Below are 21,172 nucleotides of genomic sequence, written 5' to 3'. Positions count from 1 at the left end.
TAAGATAATAACCGCAAAAAAAAATCATGTCTGTAATAGACTAGTAAACCTTTAATGAATAAAGATTATTTATAGGTTTTATTGTCAGCATTTAGAACAATAATAGATCACAAAAGGAATCCTTGATGGGAAAAATGGATATGATCTCAGCGGCAGATGCACTGCCCGGTAGAGAAACACCAATCACAATCACAGAGCCACATTTTGTAAATCAAAGTTGCTTAACCGCACCATTGCAAAGCCATGAAGATAGCATTGTGCTGGGTCTTGGCTGCTTTTGGGGTGCTGAACGCTTGCTCTGGCAACTTGATGGCGTCGTTTCCACCTCAGTTGGTTACTCTGGAGGATTCACTCCCAACCCAACTTATGAAGAAGTCTGCACCGGTTTAACCGGACATACCGAAGTGGTTCGTGTTGTGCTTGATACCCAAGTCACCTCACTGGTTGAAATTTTGAAGCTATTTTGGGAAAAACACGACCCAACACAAGGCATGCAACAAGGAAACGACAAAGGCACTCAGTACCGTTCAGCCATCTACACTCGCAATGCTGAACAGACCGAGGTTGCCCAACAGACGTTGCAAACTTATCAACAACTTCTAGGTGACAGCGACACGATCACAACCGAAATACTGCCACTGGGTGACTACTATTTTGCCGAGCTGTACCATCAACAATATTTAGCAAAAAATCCCGACGGTTACTGCGGCATTGGCGGTACAGGCATCTGTTTCCCTCCGAGCTTGCAACCTAAAGCGTAGCTTGCGGCTATCACTAATGAGTTGATAATTATCACCACAATCAAAAGCCCTTCTCGGTATCAAACCGAGAAGGGCTTTTGCTTATTGTCGCAACTAAATTGTCGCAACTGAATTCCCACGACTAAAGCAGCGCAATCGCTAAATTAATTTCTTTGTAAGCATCTAATTTTCGCTGATCTTCGACGTCTGGCAATAGCACCTTACCGTTGTCAAAGCAGAAAAGACCAATCCCTGAGATAAAAAACTGCCCCTTAAACAAAACTTTGACAAACTTTGCTATCTGCCTCGGGCGATAAACTGAAAAATTACGTAACATGAACGAACCTAGCCTCAATAATCCATTTGGGTAAAAGTGCTTTTTTTGTTGTTTCTAGCGAAACTTATTGTTGTCAATAGTCCTTGACTGCACCCACTATTCCACGCAACAAGTATACTCAAAAATCAACACTAGAAAAGGGTTATTAACATTTAGAGTTAATTGCTATAAATCATTATATTAGTGCGTGAGTTTTATAAGTTTATTGCACTCATTTATCTAACCTTTAGTTGAGCTTATCCACTCCTTAGCCTAAGGTTTAGAAACTCAACCGACTGTACTGGAACAATAAAATGAAAAAACTGACTTTACTTGCATCGCTATTTTGTTTCCCCTCCTTAGCACTTGCTCTCAATCTGAACGTAGGCCAAGCCATTCCTTCAGTATCAGTAAAAGATTATGGCGAACTCATTATTCAAGCTGATGAAATTAACTATCAAGTATGGGATAGCCAGCAGATGCTCGGTAAAGTACGAGTGATTCAAGCAATCGCTGGAAGAAGTAGTGCAAAAAAAATGAATGCACCACTGATGGCAGATATCACTGCCGCTAATTACCCAGAAGCAGACTATCAAACCACAACAATTATCAACCAAGATGACGCCATTTGGGGCACAGGTTCGTTTGTAAAGTCTTCAGCCGAAGAGAGTAAAAGAGAATTTCCTTGGTCTTCAATGGTGTTAGATCAACACGGCATTGTCACTTCGTTTTGGAAGTTGCCTGAAGAGACGTCAACCATCATCGTTCTCGACAAAGTAGGTAAAGTGTTATTTATCAAACAGGGTGCACTGTCAGAACAAGAGCGCCAAACTGTACTCACTCTCATTTCTGATAATATTTAGCTTAGTTGTATCATTTGGCTTAATTGCATCGCATTACAAAACAGGAAGCCATTCGCTTCCTTTGTCGCTTTAGCGTCAAATTGATTGATTATCATTATAATACCTCTGACATAAGCCAGTAATTGTTATAGTATAACATAACAAATTTACTGTGAGATTATCGAGAACTTGAGTCAGTTTTAGCCTTTAGTCGTTAAACTTCAAAGGATGACACGCTCCGTCGTTTGCGGTCGTGATTCATTAAACTTGCTCACTCCTCACACACTTTTGAAAACTCGGGCGTTTCTCAAGCACCTGAGTTTTTCCTCGAATTGACATGGAGAGATACTTTAATGAAAACCCAATTGACTTTAATTGCTGGCTTAATCGCTTGCCACTCTGCGATTGCAGCTGATGAGTTTCGTCAACATGATGCCCACGTTCATGGGCATGTTGAGTTCAATATTGCTCAGGATGGCAGTGACCTTCTAGTCGAAATCACCGCACCTGGCGCGGATATCGTTGGCTTTGAACACGCGCCAGTAAACGACGCCGACAAGCAAAAAATTGCCGACGCGGTCAAAACATTAAAAGCTGTTGACGGTATTTTCACCATTCCAAGTGCTGCAAACTGCGTGCTTGCTGATGTTCACGTTGACAATACTTTAGAGTCACACGATGAACATGGTCATGACGAACATAAGGAGCATGACCACGAGAAACATCATGATGATCATAAAGACCATGACGATCACAAAGATCATGACCATGACAAGCATCACGATGATCACAAAGACCACGATCATGGCAAGCACCATGATGATCACAAAGACCACGACGGGCATGACGGGCATGGTGAATTTACTGCGCAATACCAGTTCTCATGCCAGAATCTAGAAAAATTGGACTATGTCGATACCAAGTGGTTTACACTGTTCCCATCCACTGAAAAAGTGTCAGTAAACTTACTGACTGATAGTGCACAAACTGCGACTGAACTAACATCTAAACAAACTAGAATTCAATTTTAGTCTGTCACGAGGGTAATCCAATCATCGGTTACCCTCGCTAATCTTTTGAGGAACGTATGGCGCCCATCATCACCTTATCCAACGCAACCTTTCGCTGGAAAGCAGACCAAGCCCCCACGTTAGACATACCCAGCCTTAATATTGAGCAAGGACAGCACCTATTTTTAAAAGGACCGAGCGGTTGCGGTAAGTCGACCTTACTCAGTTTGATTACGGGTATAAACACGGTTTCCAGCGGCTCTTTATCTGCGCTTGGTCAAGAGCTAAACGCGCTTTCCGCCAGTCAAAGAGATCGCTTTAGGGCTGATCATGTCGGCTATATTTTTCAGCAATTTAACTTGCTACCTTATCTATCTGTTATTGACAATGTCACCTTACCTTGTCGCTTCTCCCCTAAGCGAAAAAGTAAGGTACAAGGGTCACTCGATCAAGAAGCCAAATTACTACTCGATCAGTTGAGGCTACCAAAATCACTCATCAATAAGCCCGTTGTTGAGCTGAGTATCGGTCAACAACAAAGAGTCGCTGCGGCAAGAGCATTGATCGGTCAACCCGAATTACTGATTGCTGACGAACCAACTTCAGCACTTGACCATGATAATCGAGAAGCCTTTATCTCGTTGTTAATGGAACAAGCAAACCAAGCCAATTCCACCTTGGTTTTTGTTAGTCACGACCCAACTCTCGAATCACTCTTCACCCGCAGCGAAAACCTTATGGATATTAATCAGGTGTCCGGATCATGAGTATTACTGTCAAACTCGCATGGAAAAGTTTGTTAAACCGCAAAACGACCGCCATTCTCACCATCATCACGGTCGCCATTTCCGTTGTCCTTTTAATGGGTGTAGAGCGAATTCGCACTCAAGCCAAAAGCAGCTTCGCCAATACGATTTCCGGAACTGATTTGATCGTGGGCGGTCGCTCAGGTCAAGTAAACTTGCTGCTATATTCGGTATTTAGAATTGGCAATGCCACTAATAATATTGATTGGAAAAGCTATCAGGAATTTAGCCAACACAGAACCGTCAAATGGGCTATCCCTATTTCTTTAGGTGATTCGCACAAAGGCTTTCGTGTGATTGGAACCAATCATAGTTATTTTGAACACTATCGCTATGGACAGAAACGGCCTTTAGCCTTGGCTCAAGGAAGAGAGTTTGAGGGTCTGTTTGAAACTGTATTGGGGGCAGATGTCGCAAAAGCACTTGGATATCAGATAGGTAGTGAGATCATTATCGCGCACGGAATTAGTGATGTGGGTTTCAGTCGTCATGACAATCTACCCTTCAAAGTGGTCGGCATCTTGGCACCAACCGGGACGCCTGTCGACAAATCAGTTCACGTCTCTTTAGAGGCGATTGAAGCAATTCACGTTGGGTGGGAGTCGGGAGCGAATTTAGGCAACAATCCTAGTAAACAACAACTAGAAAACACTCAGTTCCAACCCAAACAGATCACCGCGATGCTGATTGGTCTGAAAAGTAAAATCCAAACCTTTGCCTTACAACGAGAAATCAATACCTATCGACAAGAGCCACTGAGCGCTATTCTTCCTGGTGTGGCATTGCATGAACTCTGGGGCATGATGGCTGTTGCGGAGCAAGCTCTATTAATTGTCTCTGTCTTTGTCGTTGCGGCGGGTCTAATGGGCATGCTGTCGAGCTTATTGACCAGCCTGCAAGAGCGCAGACGCGAGATGGCAATACTAAGAGCAATGGGGGCAAGACCTAAACATATCTTTATTTTATTGGTGAGTGAGGCAAGTACACTGACGGCTATCGGTATCGCTGTAGGAATCATTGGTGTGTACACGCTTTTGGCTATCGCTGCCCCAATAATTAGTGCAAACTATGGTATCAATATCAACCTCACGGCGATCACCTCGCATGAGTGGACACTATTGCTCTTGGTTCAATTAGCGGGGATCGTGATCGGTATTTTCCCTGCAATAAGAGCCTATAGGCAGTCACTCAGTGATGGCATGACCATAAGGATTTAACACTCAAATGAAATTGATTAAGCTGCTGGGCGTACTTGTCGTTCTTAGCTTGGGGCTCATCAGCCCTGCTCAAGCTAGCATTGAAGATGCTGATGTACTTACCTTGGACTGGATAGACCTAATACCCGAAGCCGAACGCAATCAGTTTAATGCGATGGGGATGCCGATGCCTGACCATTCAGGCATGACAGCGGAACAATCAAAATTAGGCACGGTAAGACAAGAGCTCAATGGCAGCGCGGTAAAAATTCCCGGCTTTGTTATTCCACTTGAGGGAGATGAAGAAAAAGTCACTGAATTTCTGTTGGTTCCGTATTTTGGTGCCTGTATCCACGTACCACCACCGCCACCAAATCAAATTATCTACGTAAAATTCGAACAAGGTGCGCCGATACAGCAATTATGGGATGTCGTCTACGTAGTCGGTCAGTTAAAAACTGAGTCAACCACCTCTGATCTAGCCGAGACTGGCTACCTGATCGATGGCATCAAAATTGAGCCGTACGACGATATGTAAACACAATATTGTTACTCATATGTAAAAAAGGGCTTAACTAACATTAAGCCCTTTCACACAATATATTGTGAGAGAAATACTAATATAGCAACGTAACTCACTAATAATAAAACCGTTGCCATATGACGCCTCACTCTGTGATTATCCGTATATCTCATAAGCGCCTCCTTAACCATACGACAATATTAACAAATTATTATCAATAAATCACCTTTCGTTCACATCCATATTCTCTATCCGTATTCAAAGACAAAATATCGCTAGTCAGTTGCTCTAAACATCGCTAAATTAAACACTTGTGTTATTTTTCGGCTAAGCACGAGACTGTTGATTATGAGTAGCAAGCTTCCTACAGAAATCCAAACATCGACCACAAATTCCACTCATAAAGCTGAACATTCGGCAAAAAAGCGACATATGAAAGATAGTGCAAGTCAAGTGATTGCCATTGCACAAGCGCACTCCCTGGATGCGATGGTATCGGAAGAAGCGCCGAGCAAGACTCTATTCGAACGCGCGATGCTAAGAGAAAAACAGCGCAAAGAACACCGCCAAAAAAACCTTGAGCAGATTATCAAAGCAACATTAGACACCTGTAATAAAGAGGTCGCAGGAGAGCCAGATTTTGATTGGTTGACGCGTTACTTTGAAATGGCTCAGGAGATCCATAACAGTTCGATGCAGAAACTATGGGCTCAAGTGCTGAAAAGGGAAGTGACTAATCCAGGTTCAACCTCACTAAAAGCACTAAAAACGCTCAAGGATATGACACCAAAAGAAGCACAAACACTGCAAAGAGCAGCCTCTCTGGCTTGTACTTTTGGTACCGATAGTAGCCGTAAGCTATTGCTTGGAGTTCGACACCAAGCTGGCTTTTTTAGCTTTTCTAAACGAGAAAGTGTTGATGAGCTCAGTTTAGGGGAATTCCAACTCCCCTACTCCAGTCTACTGCTTTTGATGGAATTGGGTATCTTATTAACGACTGAACTTGAGTCTGGAGAGATTGAGGTCAACTCTGCCCTTAAACTGGCATACCAAGGTACTGAAGTCGCCCTACATGCCAAGTCTAAGGGGATAACACTCACCTACTATCGATTCACTCCAACCGGAATCGAGTTATGCCAGTTGCTGGGCAACCGAATCAACACCCATTATCAAGAAAAATTAATCGATTTACTCAACCGAAAATTTACTGTGAAAGGCGATGTATCAGGACCGATCCACCATACCGTTTAAGCCAACTTTGCTAATGGCAGCTCATTGGGCTGTCGATTAAACCAAGCGAGCTCGTCAGCCAAAGAAACCACTTCTCCCACAACGATCAACGCAGGCGATTGCGCGCCCTTTGCCAATTCTGATAAGTGTTGTAGTTCACCTCGCAACACCTTCTGGTTCGCTTGAGTCCCGCGCTCTATAATAGCAACCGGAACAGAAGGAGAGCGACCGTACTGAATGAGCTTTTGGGCTATCGATTCGGACTTAAGTAATCCCATGTAAATCACTAGAGTTTGATTACCGCGAGCTAATGTCGACCAATCCAAATCATTGCTGTCAGGCTTTAAGTGCCCAGTCACAAACAGAGCAGATTGTGCGTAGTCTCTATGTGTAAGAGGGATGCCTGCATAAGCCGTCGCACCGGCTGCCGCAGTGATCCCCGGTACAACCTGAAACGGTATGCCTTGTTGCGCAAGTACTTGTAACTCTTCCCCACCTCGACCGAAGACAAAAGGATCACCGCCTTTGATTCGAACCACACGCAGGTTTTGTTGGGCGTATTGTACCAACAATTGGTTTGTTTGCTCTTGAGGTACGCTATGATAACCCGCCTTTTTTCCTACACAGACAAGCTTGGTTGAGTCAGGGATCAAGCTCATGATTTCGTCAGAAACTAAGTAGTCATATAGCACGACGTCAGCTTGTTGCAGCAAATTCAATGCTTTCAGGGTCAGTAGCTCTGGATCTCCGGGACCAGCACCAATCAAAGCAACTTCACCTTTGTTAAGAGACGACTTGTTTAATATTGGTTTATCTTGGTTAGTAATCAGCCTTGGGGTTGATTCTACCTGTTTATCTTGGTGCATATCTGGTCTCATGGAACAATCCTTTGTATAGGTGATTGCTGCATTATGACAACCAAAGCATATTACCTGAAATTCTAAAATTTCATTTTTTATTCCAAAAACCAATAGTTCAATGGATTAAACCGTCTCGACTAGTAGAAATTGTTAGCCGTTGGGTTTAGTCTGATGTGATTGAAGTACAAAGGAATCGCACCATGATAGAGTGGAAACTAAAACTATTTGAGCAACTGAGCACCACCGAACTTTACCAGTTACTCAAGCTTCGCGTTGACGTATTCGTGGTGGAACAAAATTGTCCCTATCCTGAACTCGACAATAATGATGATAAACCAGGCGTTCATCATCTACTCGGTTACGATGGTAGAACTCTCGTTGCTTGTGCGCGGCTACTTCCTAAAGGGATCACATACCAACAAGTCAGTATTGGTAGAGTGGCGACCTCACACTCAAGAAGGGGGGAAGGACTTGGACATCTGCTAATACAAACCGCGACTGAAGAGTGTCAAAAGCTATGGCCGAATGAAGAGATAAAGATTGGTGCTCAATTCCATTTACAAGATTACTATGGCCGACATGGATTTATCGCATGCAGTGAAGAGTATCTAGAGGATGACATCCCTCATATCGATATGAAATTAAAAGGATAATATTACCTATCGAAGCAAATAGATCACTATTTGCTTCGACCAAAGCCGCCATCGGACAGTCGGAAAAACATCACTGAATCCGTCCCTTTTTCTATCTGTAAAATGTCCAACTTACCCTCAACGTCATATTTAAAACGAATCAACTGCCCCTGCTTTATACGACTCAAAGGCTTATCTTCACCTTCGATTTGAGCTAACGCATTAAGATCCGCCATTGAGATCCGGTTAACGCGGAACACTTGAGCCAAGGTATCGCCTTTTTTGACCGTATACTCTTTCCATTGAGGCTCTGCTGGAGTCTCAGTAACGATTTCAACATCCGTTTCTGCTAGCGAGCGCGGAGAGACAGAAACTTCAACACGTTCCTGTGCTGACGGCTGTTGCTTTGCTGAAAACATCTCGCTTGGGAGCAATATAACCAAAAGATATAGTGGAACAACTACCATGAGAATACGTTGGTGCATAATAGGTAAGTTATGCCAAAACGTTCTAAAAGACCGCGACTGGTTCGGCGTCGATGAAGCGTTGCTCGATAGCGAGGTTCGCGCAGTATCACACCAACGTGAAAAACGTTGGCTAAGTGGCTCAGTTTGCGGTTTATTGCGACGATTCATTGACCCATATCTCCCAATACGAAGACCAACAGTTTAAAAAAAGCTTAGGTTAGAGTATAGAAAAATCGTCTCCTTTTCATGGGATTAATGTTAAGAATCACACGTTGGATCGGACTATCGATAATATTAAGGAAATCCAATCGTTAGCATTTAGCTTTAGTTGCGAAACTGTTATCCTTTGCGTTCCATTCGTTAAGCTAAGAGAGACCGTCATGTCTGACGTGAAATTAGAGACTGTAGAACAAAAAGCAAGCTACGGTATTGGTCTACAAATGGGCCAACAACTTGCAGGTAGTGGTCTAGAAGGCCTAAATGTTGATGCTATTGCAAAAGGCATCGCCACTGCACTAACTGGTGACATGCCAGAGATTGAAGTAGACGAAATTAACCAAGCACTGCAAGAGCTACACACTCGTGCAGAAGCACTACGTCAAGAAGCGGCTAAAGTTGCTGCTGCAGACGGTGAAGCATTCCTTAAAGACAATGCACTACGCCCAGAAGTGACTGTTCTTGAGTCAGGTCTTCAATACGAAGTACTGACTGAAGGTACCGGTGAAGTTCCATCGGCAGATAAAACTGTTCGTGTTCACTACCACGGTGAACTAACAGACGGTACTGTATTTGATAGCTCAGTATCTCGCGGTCAACCCGCTGAATTCCCGGTAACAGGTGTAATCAAAGGTTGGGTAGAAGCGCTACAATTGATGCCTGTTGGCTCAAAGTGGAAACTTTATATCCCTCAAGACCTTGCATACGGTGAGCGCGGTGCAGGTGCAGCAATTCCTCCATTCGCAGCACTTGTATTTGAAGTTGAGCTTCTAGATATCATCGCTTAACACTTTTTTATTAAGATTATCAAAGCAGTGACTGTTCACTGCTTTTTTTTTGTCTAAAATTAGAGGTGTAGTCTTCAAAGGAACTAGAACTATGCTAAAAACAGTAACTTTCATTTCGGCACTGAGCCTATCCGTGTCAGCATCAGCGATTGACCTATCCAGTTTCAATTCGGATTCAGTGAATAACCTCTTATCATCAGCGCAAAGTCAGCAAGATTCCACGCCAGTCATCGATAATTTGGTGAGTGGTTTGTCAGTCTCACCACAGCAAGCAACAGCTGGAGCGGGGGCATTACTGTCTCTGGCGCAAAGCAGCCTTGGAGAATCACAAACCAGTGAGCTATCAAGTTTAATTCCAGGAATGAGCACCCTAACCGATAGCGGTCTATTGTCGTCGGTACAAAATATGGAGAGTGTACAAAGCGCATTTTCTGCGGTGGGACTTGATCCTTCAATGATAAGCCAGTTTGCACCTATTATTTTGCAATACTTAGGCACTCAGGGAGCTAGTTCAGGGTTAACGGACTCGTTAACGTCTTTATGGCAATAGGCGAATTTCAGATACAAAAAAGCCGAGCTATTGCTCGGCTTTTGTGTTTCTTACGAACTTACTGATTACTCAGCAGCAGCTTCTTCAGATGCTTCTGGGCGATCTACAAGCTCAATGTAAGCCATTGGAGCTTTGTCGCCAGCACGGAAGCCAGCTTTTAGGATACGAGTGTAACCGCCCTGACGAGCAGCAAAACGTGGACCTAGTTCGTTAAATAGTTTTGCAACTACTTCGTTATCACGAGTACGTGCAAATGCAAGACGACGGTTAGCAACACTGTCAGTCTTAGCTAGTGTAATCAAAGGCTCAACTACGCGACGTAGCTCTTTTGCTTTAGGCAATGTAGTCTTGATTACTTCATGACGTACAAGAGAGCTAGCCATATTGCTGAACATCGCTTTGCGATGACTGCTGTTGCGGTTGAGTTGACGACCACTCTTACGATGGCGCATGACCTAATCCTTCTAACTAGTATCGATTAATCTTCAGCGATAGACGCTGGTGGCCAGTTTTCTAGGCGCATGCCCAGAGACAGACCACGTGATGCAAGTACGTCTTTAATCTCAGTAAGAGATTTTTTACCAAGGTTTGGCGTTTTAAGTAGCTCAACCTCAGTACGCTGTACAAGATCACCGATGTAGTGAATCGCTTCTGCTTTAAGACAGTTAGCAGAGCGAACTGTTAGTTCAAGATCGTCTACAGGACGCAGTAGAATCGGATCGAACTCCGGCTTCTCTTCTTTCTCCTCAGGAACACGTACATCACGAAGATCTACGAATGCATCCAATTGCTCAGCTAGGATAGTAGCTGCGCGACGGATTGCTTCCTCAGGTTCAAGAGTACCGTTCGTTTCCATATCGATAACAAGCTTGTCTAAGTCAGTACGTTGCTCAACACGTGCTGCTTCAACTGCGTAGGCAATTTTGTCTACTGGGCTGTAAGTAGCATCGACAAGCAAACGACCAATTGGACGCTCATCTTCTTCGGTATGGATACGAGCTGAAGCTGGAACGTAACCGCGACCACGTTCTACTTTGATACGCATAGCGATCTCAGCGTTGTCATCCGTTAGGTGACAAATAACGTGTTCTGGGTTAGCGATCTCTACATCACCATCATGGGTGATGTCACCTGCAACAACAGGGCCTGAGCCTGATTTGTTTAGTGTAATAAACACTTCATCTCGGCCTTCGGCAACGCGGACAGCTAGACCTTTCAAGTTAAGAAGTATCTCTAGGATATCCTCTTGAACGCCTTCTTTAGTGCTGTACTCGTGCAGAACGCCGTCGATTTCAACTTCAGTCACTGCGCAACCTGGCATTGACGAAAGCAAAATTCGGCGAAGTGCATTACCTAGAGTATGGCCGAAACCACGCTCCAATGGCTCAAGAGTTACTTTTGCGTGTGTCGTGCTAACTTGTTCGATGTCAACAAGACGTGGCTTAAGAAATTCTGTTACAGAACCCTGCATTGTGTCCTCTCTTTAGTTTAAACCTTACTTAGAGTAAAGCTCGACGATCAAGTGTTCGTTGATGTCAGCAGATAGATCTGAACGCTCAGGCATACGCTTGAATGTACCTTCCATCTTACCGGCATCTACTTCAATCCAAGTTGGTTTTTCACGTTGTTCAGCAACTTCTAGAGCCGCTTTAATACGAGATTGCTGTTTAGCTTTCTCGCGGATTGAAACAACGTCGTTAGCCGCAACTTTGAAAGAAGGAACGTTTACAACATTACCGTTAACTAGGATAGCTTTATGGCTAACTAGCTGACGTGCTTCTGCGCGAGTTGCGCCAAAGCCCATGCGGTAAACTACGTTATCTAGACGACCTTCAAGAAGCTGAAGTAGGTTTTCACCAGTGTTGCCTTTAAGGCGAGCTGCTTCTTTGTAGTAGTTACGGAATTGTTTTTCTAGAACGCCGTAGATACGACGAACTTTTTGCTTCTCACGAAGCTGAACGCCATACTCAGATAGACGACCGCGACGAGCGCCGTGTACACCTGGTGCGTTATCAATTTTACACTTGGTATCGATCGCGCGTACACCAGACTTAAGGAATAAGTCAGTACCTTCGCGACGGCTAAGCTTCAGCTTAGGACCCAAATATCTTGCCATGATTCTTCTCCAAATATCCTAGAAACGTTATACGCGACGTTTCTTAGGTGGACGACAACCGTTATGAGGGATTGGTGTCGCATCAACAATGTTTGTGATACGGAAACCAGCAGCGTTCAGTGCGCGAACCGTAGATTCACGACCTGGACCTGGACCCTTAACCATAACTTCCAAGTTCTTTAGACCGTATTCTTTAGCCATTTCAGCACAACGCTCAGCAGCAACCTGTGCAGCGAACGGAGTAGACTTACGAGAACCACGGAAACCTGAACCACCTGCAGTAGCCCAAGCTAGAGCATTACCTTGACGGTCAGTGATGGTAACGATTGTGTTATTGAAAGAAGCATGGATGTGCGCAACGCCATCGGCAACTTGCTTGCGTACGCGCTTACGAGCGCGAGTTGGTTGTTTAGCCATTGTACTCTACCTTCCCGATTATTTCTTGATCGGCTTACGCGGACCCTTGCGGGTGCGAGCGTTGGTTTTAGTACGCTGTCCACGTAGTGGTAGACTGCGACGATGACGAAGACCACGATAACAACCAAGGTCCATAAGACGCTTGATGTTCATTGATACTTCACGACGTAGATCACCTTCTACAGTGTATTTAGCTACACCATCACGCAGTTGATCGATCTGTTCATCAGATAGTTCACTGATCTTAACATTTTCAGCAATACCCACTTCAGCTAGGATAGCTTGAGAGCGAGTCTTACCAACGCCGTAGATCGCAGTTAGTGCGATTACAGCATGTTTTTGATCAGGAATGTTAATGCCTGCTATACGGGCCATTATTCACTCCTAGTTTCATAAAAGAATAGCCGCAGCAAAGCCCGTTATGGATACGCTGCGGTGGTGCTACTTCTTTTGCACGCAAAAGGTAGGCCGAGGAATATACTCGACCATACCTCATATTTCAAGTAAAAATTTCTGCTTTATTAGCCTTGGCGCTGTTTATGCTTTGGCTCACTGCAAATTACGCGAACAACACCGTTGCGCTTGATAACTTTACAGTTACGGCAGATTTTTTTAACGGAAGCACGAACTTTCATTGCTAAACTCCGTAAATGAAATCTGGTTCTACCGTCGATTAACGACCGTAGCCCTTCAGATTTGCTTTCTTCAACACAGAATCATACTGTTGTGACATCAGATGAGTCTGTACCTGTGCCATAAAGTCCATGATAACAACGACTACGATTAGTAGTGATGTACCGCCGAAGTAGAAACGTACGTTCCACGCGACCATCATGAACTCGGGAATCAGACAGATAAAGGTAATGTATAGAGCACCCGCTAGGGTTAGTCTGGTCATTACTTTATCAATATACTTCGCTGTCTGCTCTCCTGGGCGGATGCCGGGTACGAATGCACCGGACTTCTTCAGATTATCTGCTGTTTCACGCGGGTTGAATACCAACGCCGTGTAGAAGAAACAGAAGAAGATAATCGCTGCTGCATATAGCATTACATATAATGGCTGACCCGGGCTCAGAGCCAATGACACGTCAGTTAACCAACCGAACGCGCTGCTCTCGCCATTCTGACCAAACCACTGAGCTAATGTTCCTGGGAACAAAATAATGCTCGATGCAAAGATTGCTGGAATAACACCTGCCATATTAATTTTAAGTGGCAAGTGAGTGCTTTGTGCAGCGAAAACCTTACGGCCTTGTTGGCGTTTGGCGTAGTTAACGACGATACGACGTTGACCACGTTCCATATACACCACAAAGTAAATCACTGCGAAAGCAAGTACAGCAATCAACAGTAGAAGAAGTACGTGCAGTTCACCTTGACGCGCTTGCTCGATTGTTTGACCAATTGCCGAAGGCAATCCAGCAACAATACCTGCAAAAATTAGAATGGAAATACCATTACCAATTCCACGCTCTGTAATTTGTTCACCTAACCACATTAAGAACATGGTACCAGTTACTAAACTTACGGTTGCAATTAGCGTAAACATGGTTTGGTTGATAACAACCAGATTATTGACCATGTTTGGAAGGCCAGTTGCGATACCTATTGCCTGGAATGTTGCAAGTACAAGCGTACCATAACGCGTATATTGGCTAATCTTACGACGCCCTGCCTCACCCTCTTTCTTGAGTTCGGCTAACGCTGGATGAACTACCGTTAGCAACTGGACAACAATCGACGCCGAAATATACGGCATGATGCCCAGTGCTAAAATAGATGCACGCTCTAATGCACCACCGGAGAACATGTTAAACATTTCAACGATGGTACCTTTTTGCTGTTCGAACAAATCGGCAAGTACAGCCGCGTCAATACCAGGAATCGGCACAAAAGAGCCGGCACGGAACACTAAAAGTGCACCTATCACGAATAAAAGTCTCGACTTAAGCTCGTTTAAGCCGCTCTTAGCACTGTTAAAATCTTGTCCTGGTTTCTTAGCCATCTGTACCTCATCCCTCGAGATTATTCCTCGATTTTACCGCCTGCAGCTTCGATTGCAGCTTTAGCGCCTTTAGTCACGCGTAGACCTTTAACAGTCACAGCTTTAGTGATTTCACCTGAAAGAACAACTTTAACAAATTCGATGTTCTTAGTGATCACGTTAGCTGCTTTAAGGCTGTTAAGATCAACAACGTCACCTGTTACTTTCGCTAGCTCAGCTAGACGAACTTCAGCAGACACTAGGCTCTTACGAGAAGTGAAACCGAACTTAGGTAGACGCTGTTTCAAAGGCATTTGACCGCCTTCAAAACCTGGACGAACACTGCCGCCAGAACGAGACTTTTGACCTTTATGGCCACGGCCACCTGTTTTACCAAGGCCAGAACCGATACCACGACCTACGCGCTTCTTAGAAGGCTTAGAACCCGCAGCCGGTGATAGAGTATTCAAACGCATTCTGATTACTCCTCAACTTTAACCATGTAGTAAACCTTGTTGATCATACCGCGAACGCACGGTGTATCTTCAAGTTCTACTGTGTGGTTGATTTTACGAAGGCCTAAACCGCGCAAAGTAGCTTTGTGCTTAGGTAGGCGACCAATAGAGCTCTTAGTTTGAGTTACTTTGATAGTTGCCATGGTGTTCTTACTCCGAAATAGATTCAACAGTTAGACCACGTTTAGCAGCAACCATTTCTGGTGACTTCATGCTACCTAGAGCGTCGATCGTTGCACGAACGATGTTGATAGGGTTCGTAGAACCGTATGCTTTAGATAGTACGTTGTGTACACCTGCAACTTCTAGTACTGCACGCATCGCACCACCTGCGATAACACCCGTACCTTCTGCTGCTGGCTGCATGTAAACTTTAGAGCCAGAGTGGCGACCTTTCACCGGGTGGTGAAGAGTGCCTTCGTTTAACGCGATAGTAGTCATGTTACGACGCGCTTTTTCCATTGCTTTTTGAATCGCTGCAGGTACTTCACGAGCTTTGCCGTAACCGAAACCTACACGACCATTACCGTCACCAACTACTGTTAGTGCAGTGAAGCTCATGATTCGACCACCTTTAACCGTCTTAGAAACACGGTTAACTGCGATTAGCTTTTCTTGCAAATCATTAGCTTGTTGTTGTTCTTTAGCCATCTTCCAACCCTACCTTAGAATTTCAGACCAGCTTCGCGAGCAGAATCTGCTAGCGCCGCTACTCGACCGTGGTATTGGAAACCAGAACGATCAAATGCAACAGCCGAAACGCCTTTTTCAAGAGCGCGTTCTGCAATAGCTTTACCTACTGCTTTAGCTGCATCGATGTTACCAGTGTTCTTCACTTGCTCACGGATCGCTTTTTCTACAGTAGAAGCAGCTGCGATAACCTCAGAGCCGTTTGATGCGATAACCTGAGCGTACACGTGACGAGGAGTACGGTGTACTACTAGGCGAGTTGCACCCAGTACTGCAATCTTACGACGTGCGCGTGTAGCACGACGGATGCGAGATGCTTTCTTATCCATAGTGTTACCTTACTTCTTCTTAGCTTCTTTAGTACGCACATTTTCATCTGCGTAACGAACACCTTTACCTTTATAAGGCTCAGGCTCACGGTAAGAACGAATGTCAGCCGCAACCTGACCAACTAGTTGCTTGTCACAACCGGTGATCACGATTTCAGTTTGGCTTGGACATTCTGCTTTAATTCCCGCTGGCAACTCGTGCTCAACAGGGTGAGAAAACCCAAGTGTTAGACCTACAGCGTTGCCTTTGATAGCAGCACGGTAACCAACACCTTTAAGAGTTAACTTCTTAGTAAAGCCTTCAGTAACACCAACAACCATGTTGTTAACTAGTGCACGAGCAGTACCTGCTTGTGCCCAAGCGTTAGCAACACCTTCTTTCGGACCGAAAGTTAGGTTGTTATCTTCCTGTGCAACAACTACAGCGTCGTTAAGAACGCGAGTTAGTTCGCCTTTGCTACCTTTAACAGTAACTTCTTGGCCGTTTAGTTTCACCTCTACGCCAGCTGGAATAGCGACAGGTGCTTTAGCAACACGAGACATAGTCTACTCCTTATTAAGCTACGTAGCAGATGATCTCACCGCCAAGGCGTGCTTTGCGAGCAGCGCGGTCTGACATCAGACCCTTGGAAGTAGATACCACAGCAATACCCAAACCACCCATTACAGATGGTAGCTCGTTGTTCTTCTTGTAAACACGAAGACCAGGACGAGATACACGTTTGATTTGCTCGATTACAGGTTTAGCTTGGAAGTACTTAAGTGTAACTTCTAGCTCAGGTTTTGTTTCGCCTTCAACAGCGAAATCAACGATATAACCTTCAGCCTTTAGCAAAGCAGCAATTGCAACTTTAAGCTTTGAAGAAGGCATTTTAACAGCAACTTTGTTTGCTGCCTGACCGTTACGAATGCGGGTCAGCATATCCGAAATCGGATCTTGCATGCTCATATGTTTTACTCCAAATGATTAAGTGGCAATTACCAGCTAGCCTTACGAAGTCCAGGAATCTCGCCTTTCATGCAAGCTTCGCGAACTTTGATGCGGCTTAGACCGAACTTACGTAGGTAACCGTGTGGACGACCAGTTTGGTTGCAACGGTTGCGCTGACGTGAGGCACTTGAATCACGTGGAAGAGCTTGCAGTTTAAGAACTGCATTCCAACGATCTTCTTCAGATGCGTTTACATCGCTGATGATAGCTTTTAGAGCTGCACGCTTCTCAGCGTACTTTGCTACTAGCTTCGCGCGTTTAGTTTCGCGCGCTTTCATTGATTGTTTAGCCATAACAGTAACCCTTCACCTTACTTACGGAATGGGAAGTTAAAGGCAGCCAGCAGAGCACGGCCTTCCTCATCGTTTGCAGCAGACGTCGTAATAGTGATGTCTAGGCCGCGAACGCGATCAACTTTATCGTAGTCGATTTCCGGGAAGATGATTTGCTCGCGAACGCCCATGCTGTAGTTACCGCGACCGTCAAAAGACTTAGCGCTAACACCACGGAAATCACGTACACGTGGAAGTGCGATAGAGATTAAACGCTCTAAAAATTCCCACATGCGTTCGCCACGCAAGGTTACTTTACAACCAATTGGGTAGCCTTCACGAATTTTAAAACCTGCAACAGATTTACGCGCTTTAGTGATAAGAGGCTTCTGACCAGCGATCAGAGTCATATCAGAGGCTGCGTTTTCTAGCAGTTTCTTATCGTTGATTGCTTCACCAACGCCCATGTTTAGGGTGATTTTATCAATCCTAGGGACTTGCATGACGCTTGAGTAGCCGAATTGTTTGGTCAATTCAGCAACTACAGACGACTTGTAGTAATCATGCAGTTTCGCCATAGTAGAACTCCAAATTACTTCTAATTAGTTAGAAACAGTTTCGCCGTTAGACTTAAAGAAACGAACTTTCTTACCATCTTCGATACGGAAACCGATACGGTCTGCTTTACCAGTAGCCGCGTTAAAGATTGCAACGTTAGAAGCATCAATAGCTGCTTCTTGTTCAACGATGCCACCTTGTTGCCCCATAGCCGGAACCGGCTTTTGGTGCTTCTTAACAAGGTTGATACCTTCAACGATAACTTTACCAGTTGCTAGAACCTTAGTTACTTTACCTTTCTTGCCTTTATCTTTACCAGCAAGAACGATTACTTCGTCATTACGACGGATTTTAGCTGCCATTTTATAGCTCCTTACAGTACTTCAGGTGCTAGTGAAACAATCTTCATGAATTTCGCGTTACGAAGTTCACGAGTCACTGGACCAAAGATACGTGTGCCGACTGGTTGCTCAGTAGTGTCGTTCAACAGTACACAAGCATTGCGGTCGAAGCGAATGACAGAACCGTCTGGACGACGTACGCCTTTACGGGTGCGAACTACAACCGCCTTCAGTACATCACCTTTTTTTACTTTACCGCGTGGAATTGCTTCCTTGACAGTAACTTTGATGATATCACCGATATGTGCATAACGACGGTGTGAGCCACCCAGAACCTTAATACACATTACCTTGCGCGCGCCAGAGTTATCTGCAGCGTCAAGTGTACTTTGCATTTGGATCATTGTTAGTGCTCCGCTAAATATTAAAAACTAGACCCTCTCGGGTCGGGCTGCCTCTTTAAAAGGGACGCGAATTGTACCACCCTTTTTTTAGATTGGGTAGCCAAAAAATAAGCGGCCCCAAGAAAAATTTGGAGCCGCTTGATTTCAAAAGAGAAAATTGATTAAATTTTCGCCTTTTCTACTACTTTAACCAGTGTCCAAGACTTTTTCTTAGACAGTGGACGGCACTCTTGGATCTCAACTGTGTCGCCTAGGCCACACTCGTTGTTCTCGTCATGTGCGTGTAGTTTGGTCGTGCGCTTTACGAATTTACCGTAAATTGGGTGTTTCACCATACGCTCGATCGCAACTACGATAGACTTGTCCATCTTGTCGCTGATCACACGACCTTGCTCAGTACGAATATTGTCGCTCATTATGCGCCTGCCTTCTCAGTCAAAACAGTTTTCACACGTGCGATATCACGGCGTACAGCTTTAAGAGTATGAGTTTGCTGTAGCTGACCAGTTGCAGCTTGCATACGCAAGTTGAACTGTTCACGTAGCAAATTCAATAGCTCAGCGTTAAGCTCTTCAACGCTTTTTTCGCGTAGTTCTTGTGCTTTCATCACATCACCTGCTTAGTTACAAATGTAGTTTTGAACGGCAGTTTGCGAGCCGCTAGGCGGAACGCTTCACGTGCCAACTCTTCAGGTACACCGTCCATTTCGTACATAACCTTACCAGGTTGGATTTGGGCTACCCAGTACTCAACGTTACCTTTACCCTTACCTTGACGAACTTCAAGTGGTTTTTCTGTGATTGGTTTGTCTGGGAACACACGGATCCAGATTTTACCTTGACGCTTAACATGACGCGTCATTGCACGACGTGCCGCTTCGATCTGACGAGCAGTAAGACGACCACGACCAACAGCCTTAAGACCGAATGTGCCGAAGCTTACGTCTGTACCTTTAGCTAGACCGCGGTTGCGACCAGTCTGAACCTTACGGAACTTAGTACGTTTAGGTTGTAGCATCGTTCGACTCCTTACTTACGGCCTTTGCGCTGCTTCTTAGGCTTGTCGCCTTTTGGCTCTACAGCGTTAGCTGCTGGCATACCGCCTAGAATCTCACCTTTGAAGATCCAAACTTTAATGCCGATCACACCGTATTGAGTGTGAGCCGAAGAAGTTGCGTAATCAATGTCTGCACGTAGAGTATGTAGAGGCACACGACCTTCACGATACCATTCAGAACGTGCGATTTCAGCGCCGCCTAGACGACCGCTTACTTCCACTTTGATACCTTTAGCGCCAAGACGCATAGCATTTTGTACCGCACGCTTCATAGCGCGACGGAACATAACACGACGCTCAAGTTGAGACGCGATGCTATCAGCCACTAATTGACCGTCTAGCTCAGGCTTACGTACTTCAGCGATGTTAATTTGCGCTGGTACACCTGCGATTTTAGCTACAGCTGCGCGTAGCTTCTCAACGTCTTCACCTTTCTTACCGATAACAACACCAGGGCGAGCAGTGTGAATAGTCACACGGATGCTCTTCGCTGGACGCTCGATAACGATGCGTGATAGAGACGCTTTTGCTAGTTCCTTAGTAAGGAACTGACGTACCTTGAAGTCGCCGTCTAGGTTGTCAGCGAATTCTTTGGTGTTAGCAAACCATGTAGCATTCCAAGGCTTAACGATGCCAAGACGAATACCATTTGGATGTACTTTCTGACCCATTGCTTATCTCCTAGTCTTAAGCGTCTGCAACAACAACTGTGATGTGGCAAGAACGCTTCAAGATACGGTCGGCACGGCCTTTAGCACGAGGCATAATACGCTTCATGATAGGACCTTCATCTACGAAGATTTTAGCGACTGAAAGATCGTCGATATCTGCACCTTCGTTATGTTCCGCATTCGCGATTGCTGATTCTAGAACTTTCTTGATTAGTTCAGCAGCTTTCTTGTTGCTGAAAGTAAGAAGTTCTAGAGCTTGATCCACGTTTTTACCGCGGATTTGGTCTGCAACTAAGCGAGCTTTCTGAGGAGAAATACGAGCAAAGTTATGTTTAGCGATAGCTTCCATCATCTACTCCTTATTTCTTCTTAGCTTTCTTATCTGCAGCGTGGCCGCGATAAGTGCGAGTTGGTGCAAATTCACCCAGTTTGTGACCGATCATTTCTTCGGTAACGAAAACTGGTACGTGCTGACGACCATTATGGACAGCGATGGTCAAACCAATCATTGATGGAATGATCATTGAACGACGGGACCAAGTCTTAACAGGCTTTTTGTCTCCGCTTTCCACCGCTTTCTCTACCTTCTTCAGCAAGTGTAGGTCAATAAATGGACCTTTCTTGAGAGAACGTGGCATGGCGATTCCTC

At 44.8% G+C, this 21,172-nt stretch carries 36 protein-coding genes; 10 read left to right on the top strand and 26 right to left on the bottom strand.

Annotation, left to right across the window (positions count from 1 at the left end; all coding sequences use genetic code 11):
• Positions 1-122 precede the first annotated feature (122 nt).
• Positions 123-761 (top strand): peptide-methionine (S)-S-oxide reductase MsrA, encoded by a 639-nt coding sequence (gene msrA, locus L9Q39_RS01830; protein ID WP_237483433.1) that lies wholly within the window; start codon positions 123-125, stop codon positions 759-761.
• 121 nt (positions 762-882) lie between these two features.
• Here the strand turns inward: msrA and L9Q39_RS01825 are convergent, their stop codons facing one another.
• Complete coding sequence (locus L9Q39_RS01825; RefSeq protein ID WP_237483432.1) at positions 883-1,077, bottom strand: DUF1107 domain-containing protein; 195 nt, start codon at positions 1,075-1,077, stop codon at positions 883-885.
• A gap of 293 nt (positions 1,078-1,370) precedes the next feature.
• Between L9Q39_RS01825 and L9Q39_RS01820 the strand changes: the two genes are divergently transcribed.
• The 6 genes from L9Q39_RS01820 (at position 1,371) to L9Q39_RS01795 (ending at position 6,684) form a co-directional block, all read left to right on the top strand.
• Positions 1,371-1,919, top strand: coding sequence for a YtfJ family protein (locus tag L9Q39_RS01820; RefSeq protein WP_237483431.1), 549 nt, complete (start codon positions 1,371-1,373; stop codon positions 1,917-1,919).
• 332 nt (positions 1,920-2,251) lie between these two features.
• Entirely contained in the window at positions 2,252-2,929 is a 678-nt protein-coding gene (zrgA, locus tag L9Q39_RS01815; RefSeq protein ID WP_237483430.1) for a zinc uptake protein ZrgA, read from the top strand.
• 56 nt (positions 2,930-2,985) lie between these two features.
• Positions 2,986-3,675: an ABC transporter ATP-binding protein gene (locus L9Q39_RS01810; protein ID WP_237483429.1), complete on the top strand. Its 690-nt coding sequence runs from the start codon at positions 2,986-2,988 to the stop codon at positions 3,673-3,675.
• Positions 3,672-4,931 (top strand): ABC transporter permease, encoded by a 1,260-nt coding sequence (locus L9Q39_RS01805; protein ID WP_237483428.1) that lies wholly within the window; start codon positions 3,672-3,674, stop codon positions 4,929-4,931. The genes L9Q39_RS01810 and L9Q39_RS01805 overlap by 4 nt, the downstream gene beginning before the upstream one ends.
• 7 nt (positions 4,932-4,938) lie before the next feature.
• The gene (locus L9Q39_RS01800; RefSeq protein ID WP_237483427.1) at positions 4,939-5,448 is read left to right on the top strand and encodes a DUF3299 domain-containing protein; all 510 of its coding nucleotides are present in this window, start codon (positions 4,939-4,941) and stop codon (positions 5,446-5,448) included.
• A 327-nt stretch (positions 5,449-5,775) separates the two neighbouring features.
• Complete coding sequence (locus tag L9Q39_RS01795) at positions 5,776-6,684, top strand: TIGR03899 family protein (protein ID WP_435532796.1); 909 nt, start codon at positions 5,776-5,778, stop codon at positions 6,682-6,684.
• Here the strand turns inward: L9Q39_RS01795 and cobA are convergent.
• Entirely contained in the window at positions 6,681-7,541 is an 861-nt protein-coding gene (gene cobA, locus L9Q39_RS01790; RefSeq protein WP_237483425.1) for a uroporphyrinogen-III C-methyltransferase, read from the bottom strand. The two genes, L9Q39_RS01795 and cobA, sit on opposite strands and share 4 nt — an antisense overlap.
• A 182-nt stretch (positions 7,542-7,723) precedes the next feature.
• Between cobA and L9Q39_RS01785 the strand changes: the two genes are divergently transcribed.
• A complete protein-coding gene (locus L9Q39_RS01785) occupies positions 7,724-8,176 on the top strand; it encodes a GNAT family N-acetyltransferase (RefSeq protein ID WP_237483424.1) in 453 nt (150 codons plus the stop codon).
• Positions 8,177-8,202: 26 nt separating this feature from the next.
• Here L9Q39_RS01785 and L9Q39_RS01780 read toward each other — a convergent pair whose 3' ends face one another.
• Complete coding sequence (locus tag L9Q39_RS01780; protein WP_237483423.1) at positions 8,203-8,790, bottom strand: LysM-like peptidoglycan-binding domain-containing protein; 588 nt, start codon at positions 8,788-8,790, stop codon at positions 8,203-8,205.
• Between the two features lie 212 nt (positions 8,791-9,002).
• Between L9Q39_RS01780 and bamJ the strand changes: the two genes are divergently transcribed.
• Both bamJ and L9Q39_RS01770 read left to right on the top strand, forming a co-directional pair.
• Positions 9,003-9,626, top strand: a complete 624-nt coding sequence (bamJ, locus tag L9Q39_RS01775; protein ID WP_237483422.1) for a BamJ family beta-barrel-assembly machinery protein — start codon at positions 9,003-9,005, stop codon at positions 9,624-9,626.
• Positions 9,627-9,717: 91 nt separating this feature from the next.
• Positions 9,718-10,176, top strand: coding sequence for a DUF2780 domain-containing protein (locus tag L9Q39_RS01770; protein ID WP_237483421.1), 459 nt, complete (start codon positions 9,718-9,720; stop codon positions 10,174-10,176).
• A gap of 65 nt (positions 10,177-10,241) precedes the next feature.
• Here the strand turns inward: L9Q39_RS01770 and rplQ are convergent, their stop codons facing one another.
• The 23 genes from rplQ to rpsS form a co-directional block, all read right to left on the bottom strand.
• Positions 10,242-10,628, bottom strand: coding sequence for a 50S ribosomal protein L17 (gene rplQ, locus L9Q39_RS01765; protein WP_031493230.1), 387 nt, complete (start codon positions 10,626-10,628; stop codon positions 10,242-10,244).
• Positions 10,629-10,654: 26 nt separating this feature from the next.
• The gene (locus L9Q39_RS01760; protein ID WP_237483420.1) at positions 10,655-11,647 is read right to left on the bottom strand and encodes a DNA-directed RNA polymerase subunit alpha; all 993 of its coding nucleotides are present in this window, start codon (positions 11,645-11,647) and stop codon (positions 10,655-10,657) included.
• Positions 11,648-11,671: 24 nt separating this feature from the next.
• Entirely contained in the window at positions 11,672-12,292 is a 621-nt protein-coding gene (rpsD, locus tag L9Q39_RS01755; protein ID WP_237483419.1) for a 30S ribosomal protein S4, read from the bottom strand.
• A 27-nt stretch (positions 12,293-12,319) separates the two neighbouring features.
• A complete protein-coding gene (rpsK, locus tag L9Q39_RS01750) occupies positions 12,320-12,709 on the bottom strand; it encodes a 30S ribosomal protein S11 (RefSeq protein WP_001118870.1) in 390 nt (129 codons plus the stop codon).
• 18 nt (positions 12,710-12,727) lie between these two features.
• Complete coding sequence (gene rpsM, locus L9Q39_RS01745; RefSeq protein ID WP_237483418.1) at positions 12,728-13,084, bottom strand: 30S ribosomal protein S13; 357 nt, start codon at positions 13,082-13,084, stop codon at positions 12,728-12,730.
• A 146-nt stretch (positions 13,085-13,230) separates the two neighbouring features.
• Positions 13,231-13,344 (bottom strand): 50S ribosomal protein L36, encoded by a 114-nt coding sequence (rpmJ, locus tag L9Q39_RS01740; RefSeq protein ID WP_000868186.1) that lies wholly within the window; start codon positions 13,342-13,344, stop codon positions 13,231-13,233.
• Positions 13,345-13,382: 38 nt separating this feature from the next.
• Positions 13,383-14,717, bottom strand: coding sequence for a preprotein translocase subunit SecY (gene secY / locus L9Q39_RS01735; protein WP_237483417.1), 1,335 nt, complete (start codon positions 14,715-14,717; stop codon positions 13,383-13,385).
• Positions 14,718-14,737: 20 nt separating this feature from the next.
• Positions 14,738-15,172 carry a 50S ribosomal protein L15 gene (gene rplO, locus L9Q39_RS01730; RefSeq protein WP_237483416.1) on the bottom strand — a complete coding sequence of 145 codons (435 nt, stop codon included), beginning with the start codon at positions 15,170-15,172 and terminating at the stop codon, positions 14,738-14,740.
• Between the two features lie 5 nt (positions 15,173-15,177).
• A complete protein-coding gene (rpmD, locus tag L9Q39_RS01725) occupies positions 15,178-15,354 on the bottom strand; it encodes a 50S ribosomal protein L30 (protein WP_000201159.1) in 177 nt (58 codons plus the stop codon).
• A gap of 7 nt (positions 15,355-15,361) precedes the next feature.
• Positions 15,362-15,862 (bottom strand): 30S ribosomal protein S5, encoded by a 501-nt coding sequence (gene rpsE / locus L9Q39_RS01720; protein ID WP_047047658.1) that lies wholly within the window; start codon positions 15,860-15,862, stop codon positions 15,362-15,364.
• A 14-nt stretch (positions 15,863-15,876) separates the two neighbouring features.
• A complete protein-coding gene (rplR, locus tag L9Q39_RS01715) occupies positions 15,877-16,230 on the bottom strand; it encodes a 50S ribosomal protein L18 (RefSeq protein ID WP_237483415.1) in 354 nt (117 codons plus the stop codon).
• Between the two features lie 9 nt (positions 16,231-16,239).
• Positions 16,240-16,773, bottom strand: a complete 534-nt coding sequence (rplF, locus tag L9Q39_RS01710; RefSeq protein ID WP_237483414.1) for a 50S ribosomal protein L6 — start codon at positions 16,771-16,773, stop codon at positions 16,240-16,242.
• Positions 16,774-16,786: 13 nt separating this feature from the next.
• A complete protein-coding gene (gene rpsH / locus L9Q39_RS01705) occupies positions 16,787-17,179 on the bottom strand; it encodes a 30S ribosomal protein S8 (RefSeq protein ID WP_237483413.1) in 393 nt (130 codons plus the stop codon).
• 29 nt (positions 17,180-17,208) lie between these two features.
• The gene (gene rpsN, locus L9Q39_RS01700; RefSeq protein ID WP_237483412.1) at positions 17,209-17,514 is read right to left on the bottom strand and encodes a 30S ribosomal protein S14; all 306 of its coding nucleotides are present in this window, start codon (positions 17,512-17,514) and stop codon (positions 17,209-17,211) included.
• Between the two features lie 17 nt (positions 17,515-17,531).
• Entirely contained in the window at positions 17,532-18,071 is a 540-nt protein-coding gene (rplE, locus tag L9Q39_RS01695; RefSeq protein WP_237483411.1) for a 50S ribosomal protein L5, read from the bottom strand.
• Between the two features lie 24 nt (positions 18,072-18,095).
• Positions 18,096-18,413 (bottom strand): 50S ribosomal protein L24, encoded by a 318-nt coding sequence (rplX, locus tag L9Q39_RS01690; RefSeq protein ID WP_237483410.1) that lies wholly within the window; start codon positions 18,411-18,413, stop codon positions 18,096-18,098.
• Positions 18,414-18,424: 11 nt separating this feature from the next.
• Positions 18,425-18,796, bottom strand: a complete 372-nt coding sequence (rplN, locus tag L9Q39_RS01685; RefSeq protein WP_006075569.1) for a 50S ribosomal protein L14 — start codon at positions 18,794-18,796, stop codon at positions 18,425-18,427.
• Positions 18,797-18,957: 161 nt separating this feature from the next.
• On the bottom strand, positions 18,958-19,212 hold the full coding sequence (rpsQ, locus tag L9Q39_RS01680; RefSeq protein WP_237483409.1) for a 30S ribosomal protein S17: 255 nt from the start codon (positions 19,210-19,212) through the stop codon (positions 18,958-18,960).
• Positions 19,212-19,403: a 50S ribosomal protein L29 gene (gene rpmC, locus L9Q39_RS01675; protein ID WP_164647220.1), complete on the bottom strand. Its 192-nt coding sequence runs from the start codon at positions 19,401-19,403 to the stop codon at positions 19,212-19,214. Before rpmC ends, rpsQ begins: the two co-directional genes overlap by 1 nt.
• A complete protein-coding gene (gene rplP, locus L9Q39_RS01670) occupies positions 19,403-19,813 on the bottom strand; it encodes a 50S ribosomal protein L16 (protein WP_006075723.1) in 411 nt (136 codons plus the stop codon). Before rplP ends, rpmC begins: the two co-directional genes overlap by 1 nt.
• Positions 19,814-19,824: 11 nt before the next feature.
• Positions 19,825-20,523 carry a 30S ribosomal protein S3 gene (gene rpsC, locus L9Q39_RS01665; protein WP_103881809.1) on the bottom strand — a complete coding sequence of 233 codons (699 nt, stop codon included), beginning with the start codon at positions 20,521-20,523 and terminating at the stop codon, positions 19,825-19,827.
• A 16-nt stretch (positions 20,524-20,539) separates the two neighbouring features.
• Entirely contained in the window at positions 20,540-20,872 is a 333-nt protein-coding gene (gene rplV, locus L9Q39_RS01660) for a 50S ribosomal protein L22 (RefSeq protein WP_237483408.1), read from the bottom strand.
• 10 nt (positions 20,873-20,882) lie between these two features.
• Positions 20,883-21,161: a 30S ribosomal protein S19 gene (rpsS, locus tag L9Q39_RS01655; RefSeq protein ID WP_031495622.1), complete on the bottom strand. Its 279-nt coding sequence runs from the start codon at positions 21,159-21,161 to the stop codon at positions 20,883-20,885.
• Between the last annotated feature and the right edge of the window lie 11 nt (positions 21,162-21,172).

This window comes from Vibrio hippocampi, assembly GCF_921292975.1.
Classification (GTDB): domain Bacteria; phylum Pseudomonadota; class Gammaproteobacteria; order Enterobacterales; family Vibrionaceae; genus Vibrio; species Vibrio hippocampi.
Note: the sequence above shows the minus strand (reverse complement) of the source record. Positions and strands in the feature narration are given on the sequence as shown.

Excerpts from the sequence above, each read along its gene's own strand:
- L9Q39_RS01780 (WP_237483423.1), bottom strand. The coding sequence starts at position 8,790 with ATGAATCGTCGCAATAAACCGCAAACTGAGCCACTTAGCCAACGTTTT.
- L9Q39_RS01820 (WP_237483431.1), top strand. The coding sequence starts at position 1,371 with ATGAAAAAACTGACTTTACTTGCATCGCTATTTTGTTTCCCCTCCTTA.
- rplO (WP_237483416.1), bottom strand. The coding sequence starts at position 15,172 with ATGCGTTTGAATACTCTATCACCGGCTGCGGGTTCTAAGCCTTCTAAG.
- rplQ (WP_031493230.1), bottom strand. The coding sequence starts at position 10,628 with ATGCGCCATCGTAAGAGTGGTCGTCAACTCAACCGCAACAGCAGTCAT.
- rpmC (WP_164647220.1), bottom strand. The coding sequence starts at position 19,403 with ATGAAAGCACAAGAACTACGCGAAAAAAGCGTTGAAGAGCTTAACGCT.
- cobA (WP_237483425.1), bottom strand. The coding sequence starts at position 7,541 with ATGAGACCAGATATGCACCAAGATAAACAGGTAGAATCAACCCCAAGG.
- rpsQ (WP_237483409.1), bottom strand. The coding sequence starts at position 19,212 with ATGAGCGACAATATTCGTACTGAGCAAGGTCGTGTGATCAGCGACAAG.
- rpsD (WP_237483419.1), bottom strand. The coding sequence starts at position 12,292 with ATGGCAAGATATTTGGGTCCTAAGCTGAAGCTTAGCCGTCGCGAAGGT.
- rplE (WP_237483411.1), bottom strand. The coding sequence starts at position 18,071 with ATGGCGAAACTGCATGATTACTACAAGTCGTCTGTAGTTGCTGAATTG.
- rplF (WP_237483414.1), bottom strand. The coding sequence starts at position 16,773 with ATGTCTCGTGTTGCTAAAGCACCTGTCGCTATTCCAGCTGGCGTAGAG.
- bamJ (WP_237483422.1), top strand. The coding sequence starts at position 9,003 with ATGTCTGACGTGAAATTAGAGACTGTAGAACAAAAAGCAAGCTACGGT.
- L9Q39_RS01785 (WP_237483424.1), top strand. The coding sequence starts at position 7,724 with ATGATAGAGTGGAAACTAAAACTATTTGAGCAACTGAGCACCACCGAA.
- zrgA (WP_237483430.1), top strand. The coding sequence starts at position 2,252 with ATGAAAACCCAATTGACTTTAATTGCTGGCTTAATCGCTTGCCACTCT.
- rpsN (WP_237483412.1), bottom strand. The coding sequence starts at position 17,514 with ATGGCTAAACAATCAATGAAAGCGCGCGAAACTAAACGCGCGAAGCTA.
- rplN (WP_006075569.1), bottom strand. The coding sequence starts at position 18,796 with ATGATCCAAATGCAAAGTACACTTGACGCTGCAGATAACTCTGGCGCG.
- rplX (WP_237483410.1), bottom strand. The coding sequence starts at position 18,413 with ATGGCAGCTAAAATCCGTCGTAATGACGAAGTAATCGTTCTTGCTGGT.
- L9Q39_RS01760 (WP_237483420.1), bottom strand. The coding sequence starts at position 11,647 with ATGCAGGGTTCTGTAACAGAATTTCTTAAGCCACGTCTTGTTGACATC.
- rplP (WP_006075723.1), bottom strand. The coding sequence starts at position 19,813 with ATGCTACAACCTAAACGTACTAAGTTCCGTAAGGTTCAGACTGGTCGC.
- L9Q39_RS01800 (WP_237483427.1), top strand. The coding sequence starts at position 4,939 with ATGAAATTGATTAAGCTGCTGGGCGTACTTGTCGTTCTTAGCTTGGGG.
- rpsH (WP_237483413.1), bottom strand. The coding sequence starts at position 17,179 with ATGAGCATGCAAGATCCGATTTCGGATATGCTGACCCGCATTCGTAAC.
- secY (WP_237483417.1), bottom strand. The coding sequence starts at position 14,717 with ATGGCTAAGAAACCAGGACAAGATTTTAACAGTGCTAAGAGCGGCTTA.
- L9Q39_RS01810 (WP_237483429.1), top strand. The coding sequence starts at position 2,986 with ATGGCGCCCATCATCACCTTATCCAACGCAACCTTTCGCTGGAAAGCA.
- rpsK (WP_001118870.1), bottom strand. The coding sequence starts at position 12,709 with ATGGCTAAACAACCAACTCGCGCTCGTAAGCGCGTACGCAAGCAAGTT.
- L9Q39_RS01770 (WP_237483421.1), top strand. The coding sequence starts at position 9,718 with ATGCTAAAAACAGTAACTTTCATTTCGGCACTGAGCCTATCCGTGTCA.
- rplV (WP_237483408.1), bottom strand. The coding sequence starts at position 20,872 with ATGGAAGCTATCGCTAAACATAACTTTGCTCGTATTTCTCCTCAGAAA.
- L9Q39_RS01825 (WP_237483432.1), bottom strand. The coding sequence starts at position 1,077 with ATGTTACGTAATTTTTCAGTTTATCGCCCGAGGCAGATAGCAAAGTTT.
- rpsE (WP_047047658.1), bottom strand. The coding sequence starts at position 15,862 with ATGGCTAAAGAACAACAACAAGCTAATGATTTGCAAGAAAAGCTAATC.
- rpmD (WP_000201159.1), bottom strand. The coding sequence starts at position 15,354 with ATGGCAACTATCAAAGTAACTCAAACTAAGAGCTCTATTGGTCGCCTA.
- rpsS (WP_031495622.1), bottom strand. The coding sequence starts at position 21,161 with ATGCCACGTTCTCTCAAGAAAGGTCCATTTATTGACCTACACTTGCTG.
- rplR (WP_237483415.1), bottom strand. The coding sequence starts at position 16,230 with ATGGATAAGAAAGCATCTCGCATCCGTCGTGCTACACGCGCACGTCGT.
- L9Q39_RS01805 (WP_237483428.1), top strand. The coding sequence starts at position 3,672 with ATGAGTATTACTGTCAAACTCGCATGGAAAAGTTTGTTAAACCGCAAA.
- rpsC (WP_103881809.1), bottom strand. The coding sequence starts at position 20,523 with ATGGGTCAGAAAGTACATCCAAATGGTATTCGTCTTGGCATCGTTAAG.
- rpmJ (WP_000868186.1), bottom strand. The coding sequence starts at position 13,344 with ATGAAAGTTCGTGCTTCCGTTAAAAAAATCTGCCGTAACTGTAAAGTT.
- rpsM (WP_237483418.1), bottom strand. The coding sequence starts at position 13,084 with ATGGCCCGTATAGCAGGCATTAACATTCCTGATCAAAAACATGCTGTA.